This window comes from Klebsiella sp. EMBS2024, assembly GCF_036233805.1.
Lineage (GTDB): Bacteria > Pseudomonadota > Gammaproteobacteria > Enterobacterales > Enterobacteriaceae > Klebsiella > Klebsiella pneumoniae.
The window spans coordinates 317,124-323,804 of the sequence record NZ_JAZARW010000001.1; the positions used below are offsets into that span (position 1 = coordinate 317,124).

Below are 6,681 nucleotides of genomic sequence, written 5' to 3' on the forward strand. Positions count from 1 at the left end.
GTGCCGATAATAGGAGTCGAACCTACGACCTTCGCATTACGAATGCGCTGCTCTACCAACTGAGCTATATCGGCCCTGCAAGAGGTGTTCACGAGCGTGAATCACGAGGCAAAAGGTTAGAACTTAGCGGGCGATGCGTCAATAGCCAGTGGAATCAACTGCCTATTTTTGCATCGCCCGTTCTCATTTACGCACGAATGGTATCGTCGCCGAAACCAATCCACTTATAGGTGGTTAACGCTTCCAGCCCCATCGGGCCGCGAGCGTGCAGCTTCTGGGTGCTGACCGCCACCTCCGCGCCAAGGCCGAACTGGCCGCCGTCGGTGAAGCGCGTGGAGGCGTTCACGTAGACGGCGGAAGAGTCCACTTCATTGATAAAGCGGTTGGCGTTACGCAGGGTGCGGGTCAGGATAGCGTCGGAGTGCTGGGTGCCATGTTCGCGGATATGGGCGATAGCCTCATCCATATCGGCCACCACTTTGACGTTCAGATCCAGCGACAGATACTCGTCGTCATACTGCTCCGCTTTCACCGGCTCGACCTTCGCCGGGCCGTTCTGCAGCGCGGGCAGGGCGGAAGGGGCGGCGTGCAGAGTGACGCCGCTCTCGGCCATCTGCTTGCTTAACGCCGGCAGGAAGGTGTCGGCGATGTTGCGGTGCACCAGCAGCGTTTCCACGGTATTGCAGGTACTCGGCCGCTGGGTCTTGGCGTTGACGATGATCTTCAGCGCGGGGGCGATCTCGGCGGTTTCATCAACGAAGATATGGCACACGCCAATCCCGCCGGTGATCACCGGGATCGTTGACTGCTCGCGGCACAGCTTGTGCAGGCCCGCGCCGCCGCGGGGGATCAGCATATCGATGTATTTATCCATCTTCAGCATTTCGCCCACCAGCGCGCGATCCGGGCTCTCGATAGCCTGTACTGCGGCGGCCGGCAGACCGCACTCCTGCAGCGCCTGCTGGATCACCTTCACCGTGGCGGCGTTGGTGCGCCAGGTCTCTTTCCCGCCGCGCAGGATCGCCGCGTTGCCGGTTTTCAGACACAGGGAGGCGACGTCGACCGTCACGTTAGGACGCGCTTCATAAATCACGCCAATCACCCCCAGCGGGACGCGGCGACGTTCAATACGCAGACCGCTGTCCAGCAGCCCGCCGTCGATCACCTGGCCGACCGGATCGGCCAGATTGCACACCTGGCGCACATCGCTGGCGATGCCGCTCAGACGCGCCGGGGTCAGCGCGAGGCGATCGAGCATCGCTTCACTCAGGCCATTGGCGCGAGCTTCGGCTAAATCTTCCGCGTTGGCGCGCAGAATATCGTCGGTCTGCGCTTCCAGATAATCGGCGATCTTTTCCAGTACCTGATTCTTTTCCCGGCTGGAGAGTAACGCCAGCTGCCAGGAGGCCGCTTTGGCGGCAATGCCCATTTGTTCCAGCATTTTCAGCTCCTTAACGGATGATCATATCATCGCGGTGGACGGCCACCGGGCCGTATTCATAGCCCAGAATGGCATCGATTTGCTGCGAGTGCTGGCCGGCGATAAGGCGCAGCGCATCGCTGTTGTAGCGGCTGACGCCGTGAGCGATGTCGCGTCCTTCGCTATTGCGGATGCGGATCACTTCGCCGCGGGAGAAATTGCCGCTGACGATTTTGATCCCTTTTGGCAACAGCGAGCTGCCTCTTTCGAGGATCGCCTGGGTCGCGCCCGCATCGACGGTGATTTCCCCCGCCGGCGGCGCGCCGAAGATCCAGCGCTTACGGTTCTCCAGCGGAGACTCCTGGGCGTGGAAGCAGGTACCTACCGGCAGGCCTGCCATCGCATGGCCGATGACGTCCGGACGGTTGCCTGCGGCGATGATGGTATCAATCCCCGCGCGGCAGGCGACGTCCGCGGCCTGCAGCTTGGTGCCCATGCCGCCGGTGCCGAGTCCGGAGACGCTATCGCCGGCGATGGCGCGCAGCGCGTCGTCGATGCCGTAGACGTCTTTAATCAGCTCCGCCTGCGGGTTGCTGCGCGGGTCGGCGGTGAACAGGCCTGGCTGGTCGGTTAACAGCAGCAGCTTATCCGCCCCGGCGAGGATGGCGGCCAGCGCGGAGAGATTGTCGTTATCGCCCACTTTGATTTCCGCGGTAGCGACGGCGTCGTTTTCGTTAATGACCGGGACGATGCTGTTATCCAGCAGCGCGCGCAGAGTGTCGCGGGCGTTGAGGAACCGTTCTCTGTCTTCCATGTCGGCGCGGGTCAGCAGCATCTGGCCAACGTGAATGCCATAGATAGAAAACAGCTGTTCCCACAGCTGGATCAGACGGCTTTGTCCCACCGCCGCCAGCAGCTGCTTGGAGGCGATGGTGGCGGGCAGTTCCGGGTAACCAAGGTGCTCGCGCCCGGCGGCAATGGCCCCGGAGGTCACGATGACAATACGGTGTCCCATGGCGTGCAACTGTGCGCACTGGCGCACAAGCTCGACGATATGGGCGCGGTTCAGGCGACGGGACCCGCCTGTTAAAACACTGGTGCCCAGTTTTACCACCAGCGTCTGGCTTTCACTCATGATTCTCTGCCGTTCAAAAGGAATATCGATATCGAGCTGATGTTGTAGCAGGAGTCGGCCCGCTTGCCAACACCCGGGGCGGCGGGCGCGCCATTTTATTGCGCGGGATCGGGCATTCTGGAGAGGGAATGTGACAAAAATATGTCAGATACATTTAAATACCCTTTTTTATAAAAAGTTCCATCTTGTCATAAATATTTAATATCCCGGCGTTAAAAAACCTCCAGTTTTTGATGGGCGAGCGCCCGCAATTGAATAGCGCGTATAAATAAATCACCAGGACTGAATAATGAAAAAGAGTACTCTGGCATTAATGATGATGGGCTTTGTGGCTTCAACAGCGACGCAGGCAGCGGAAGTTTATAATAAGAACGCGAACAAGCTGGATGTGTACGGCAAGATCAAAGCCATGCACTATTTCAGCGACTATGACAGCAAGGATGGCGATCAGACCTACGTGCGTTTCGGTATTAAAGGCGAAACGCAGATTAACGACGACCTGACCGGCTATGGCCGTTGGGAATCTGAATTCTCCGGTAACAAAACCGAGAGCGACTCCAGTCAGAAAACCCGTCTGGCGTTCGCCGGCGTGAAGCTGAAGAACTACGGCTCCTTCGATTACGGTCGTAACCTTGGCGCCCTGTACGACGTGGAAGCCTGGACCGATATGTTCCCGGAATTCGGCGGCGATTCCTCTGCCCAGACCGATAACTTTATGACCAAGCGCGCCAGCGGCCTGGCGACCTACCGCAACACCGACTTCTTCGGTCTGGTGGATGGCCTGGATCTGACCCTGCAGTACCAGGGTAAAAACGAAGGCCGTGAAGCGAAGAAACAGAACGGCGACGGCGTCGGCACCTCGTTAAGCTATGATTTCGGCGGCAGCGACTTCGCCGTCAGCGCAGCCTACACCAGCTCCGACCGTACCAACGATCAGAACCTGCTGGCCCGCGGCCAGGGTTCGAAAGCGGAAGCCTGGGCGACCGGCCTGAAATATGACGCCAACAATATCTACCTGGCGACCATGTACTCTGAAACCCGCAAGATGACCCCGATCAGCGGCGGCTTTGCCAACAAAGCGCAGAACTTTGAAGCGGTGGCGCAGTATCAGTTCGACTTCGGTCTGCGTCCGTCCCTCGGCTATGTGCTGTCGAAAGGGAAGGATATCGAAGGGGTGGGGAGTGAAGATCTGGTTAACTACATCGACGTGGGCCTGACCTATTACTTCAACAAAAACATGAACGCCTTCGTGGATTACAAAATCAACCAGCTGAAAAGCGATAACAAACTCGGCATCAACGATGACGACATCGTCGCGCTGGGTATGACCTACCAGTTCTGATTAACCGCAGAACTACCCGCCGCAGCCCTGGCTGCGGCTTTTTTTTAGCGGCGATTCTTCGCCAGATGCAGGGTGTCGCTGTTCATGGTGATCTGCGCGTTATACTCCTTCGGCAGACGACGCGCCTGATAGAACGCTGATTCCCAGTAAGGGTTGTCCAGCGAAGAGCGCATCACGCCCTGGCTGCTCGAGGCGTGAAGGAAATTATGATCGGTATCGTAAAAGCCAACGTGCATCCCGGCCCGGGTGCGGAAGAACACCAGATCGCCGGGACGTAAATCCCGCTTATTGACCCGCACACCCATGTGCAGCAGCTCGCGGGTGGTGATCCGCTCCATCGGCAGGTTAAAGCGATCCTTCAGCGTGCGCCAGACGAAACCCGAGCAGTCGACGCCGCTTTGTTCAGTACCGCCCCATTCATAGGGGGTTCCCTGCCAGGTGTGCATCTGATCATGCAGGGCCGCCACCACCGGGATCAGATCGTCCGATCCGCCGTCAATGGTCATATCCGCATGAGATTTTGTGTTCTTTGCCTGTTTCGGTGAGGAGGAGCATCCTGCCAACAACAAAAAAGGAATTAAAAAGAGAGCATGCGTCAGTTTTGGCTTCATATCGTTATTTTCGAAGTAGCAAGCAGACTGCTTTGTTTTATAGCCGATTAAAAACCACGGCTGAATAAGCCGAGGCCGCCTTTACGTTTATTTACGATTAAAAATAAACAACCTCGGGATGGATCAGCCATAAAGGGCAGTTGTCACTCCGCAACGGTCTGTGCCAGGATGCTGACAGGAACATTTCACGAGGCATTCCATGACGCATTACGCCATCTCTAGCGAGACTTTGCCCGGCGCCGCTTTCGACGCGGGGTGGATGACGTCTGCGCCTCATCATCGCTTCGCCACGCTCTGCCCACCGCCTCCCCCTCCAGACCGGGTAGTTTTCGGCGCTTAACGCCGTCTTTAGCAGGCGCTTACCTGCCGGTATGACGCTTGATACCTTGTGTTTGACGTTCTGGAGCATGCTATGCACGTTCGCTATTCTCTGCTCGCCTCGCAGGCGACAACGGCCCTTTTTGTGCTGCTGTGGGGCAGCGCGGCCATCTTCACCCGCTGGGGACTGGATAACGCCTCGCCGATGGCGCTGCTGGTCTTTCGTTTTCTGGTTGCCCTGGTCGCGCTGACGCCGCTGGCTATCGTCCGTCGGCGCTGGCTGCCCGCGCCGGGCACCCGCCTGCAGACAGCTGTCACCGGTCTGATGCTGATTGGCGGCTATTCGGTCTGTTACTTCGAGGCGATGGCCAACGGCGTGACGCCGGGACTTATCGCCACCATCATGGGGATCCAGCCCATCCTTACGCTTTGCGTGGTGGAGCGCCGCCTGCAGGGGCGGCGGCTGTCAGGACTGCTGCTTGCCCTGGCGGGGCTGGTGCTATTGGTGTGGCGCAGCCNNGCNGCCTGGCGGCCTCACCGATGGCGACGGTGGGGATCCTGTTTGCGCTGGCGGCGCTGCTGCTGATGACCTTTGGCGCGCTGTGGCAAAAGCGCAGCCGTCAGGCGCCGGCGGATGTCCTGCCGCTGCAGTATGCCGTTAGTCTGGGGCTGTGCCTGCTGATTGCCCCGGTCAGCGGCTTCCGGTTTACCGTTAACGCCGGGTTGATTATTCCGGTGCTGTTTCTCGGGCTGCTGATTTCGGTGGTCGCCCAGCTACTGCTGTACCGTCTGCTGAGCGCGGGAAATATCGTCAATGTCACCAGCCTCTTTTATCTGGTGCCAGCGATCACGGCGCTGCTGGATTATCTGCTGCTGGGCAACCGGCTGCCGGCGGCGGCGATGATCGGTATGATGGCGATCGTCGGCGGGATCGTGCTGGTGTTCCGCACCGCGAAGGTCCGCGCCGGCTGATGGCGAGCCGGGCGCTGCGGCGTCCGGTTCATTTTCCTGTCATCTTTTTTACGCATGCTCCCGGCAGCTTATTTTGACCAGTAAGGGAAAGTACCATGGGCAACACGCTGACGATTTTTGATCTCGATAACACCCTGATACAGGGCGATAGCAGTACGGTCTGGAGCCAGTTTATGGTTCGCGAAGGGCTGGCGACGCAGAAGGGGTATCTTGCCCGCGAGGCGCGGCTAATGGCGGATTATGACCGGGGAGAGATGAATATCGCCGATTATGTGGCCCTGATCCAGGCGCCGCTGGCCGGAATACCGAAGTCGGACGTTGACGCGCTGGTGGCCCGCTGCGTGCGCGAGGCGATCCTGCCCCGGGTCTATCCGCAGGCGTGGGAGCTCATTCGTCGTCTGCGGGCCGAGGGAGAGCAGATGCTGATTATCTCCGCCTCGGTTAGCCTGCTGGTGCAGGCGGTGGCCGCCGCGCTGGAGATCGATCAGGCGCTGGGTATTGACGTGGCGATGGTCGACGGCGGCTACAGCGGTGAAATCACCGGGATCCCCAGCTATCAGCAGGGGAAGGTGGCGCGTCTGGCGCAGTGGCGCGAGGCGCATCCGCAGTATGACGGCGAGGTGACGTTCTATACCGATTCCATTAACGATCTGCCGCTGTGCCTGCATGCGGATCGCGTGCGGCTGGTCAATCCCTGTCCGCAGCTGCAGGCGGCCGGTGCCGGATACGGCTGGCCGGTGCTGAGCTGGCGGCTGGAATAGCGGAGCGGATAAATGCTTGCCGGGCCTACAGACAGTCGGAGCCGGACGAGTAGGCCGGGTAAGGCGCAGCCGCCACCCGGCATAAACGCAGCTCCGTGCCTGATGCCATCGCCCGGCGGCGC

The 6,681-nt window shown here is 59.5% G+C and carries 5 protein-coding genes, 1 tRNA gene and 1 pseudogene; 3 read left to right on the forward strand and 4 right to left on the reverse strand.

The annotated features are described in order from the left end of the window. Position 1: 1 nt before the first annotated feature. The 3 genes from VZP09_RS01390 to proB all read right to left on the reverse strand — a co-directional run bounded on the left by VZP09_RS01390 (position 2) and on the right by proB (position 2,555). Positions 2-74 (reverse strand) — tRNA-Thr (locus VZP09_RS01390). A 113-nt stretch (positions 75-187) separates the two neighbouring features. Next, entirely contained in the window at positions 188-1,441 is a 1,254-nt protein-coding gene (gene proA, locus VZP09_RS01395) for a glutamate-5-semialdehyde dehydrogenase (protein WP_004147253.1), read from the reverse strand. Positions 1,442-1,451: 10 nt separating this feature from the next. Further along, on the reverse strand, positions 1,452-2,555 hold the full coding sequence (proB, locus tag VZP09_RS01400; protein ID WP_004144574.1) for a glutamate 5-kinase: 1,104 nt from the start codon (positions 2,553-2,555) through the stop codon (positions 1,452-1,454). Between the two features lie 289 nt (positions 2,556-2,844). Between proB and phoE the strand changes: the two genes are divergently transcribed. After that, positions 2,845-3,897 (forward strand): phosphoporin PhoE, encoded by a 1,053-nt coding sequence (gene phoE / locus VZP09_RS01405; RefSeq protein ID WP_004144576.1) that lies wholly within the window; start codon positions 2,845-2,847, stop codon positions 3,895-3,897. A 44-nt stretch (positions 3,898-3,941) separates the two neighbouring features. On the opposite strand, the gene VZP09_RS01410 is transcribed toward phoE, so the two are convergent. Continuing rightward, positions 3,942-4,508 carry an NlpC/P60 family protein gene (locus VZP09_RS01410; RefSeq protein WP_004222859.1) on the reverse strand — a complete coding sequence of 189 codons (567 nt, stop codon included), beginning with the start codon at positions 4,506-4,508 and terminating at the stop codon, positions 3,942-3,944. A gap of 412 nt (positions 4,509-4,920) precedes the next feature. Between VZP09_RS01410 and VZP09_RS01415 the strand changes: the two are divergent. Beyond that, positions 4,921-5,798: pseudogene (locus VZP09_RS01415) on the forward strand (DMT family transporter). Between the two features lie 95 nt (positions 5,799-5,893). Next, entirely contained in the window at positions 5,894-6,559 is a 666-nt protein-coding gene (locus VZP09_RS01420; RefSeq protein ID WP_004177299.1) for an HAD family hydrolase, read from the forward strand. Positions 6,560-6,681: the final 122 nt, after the last annotated feature.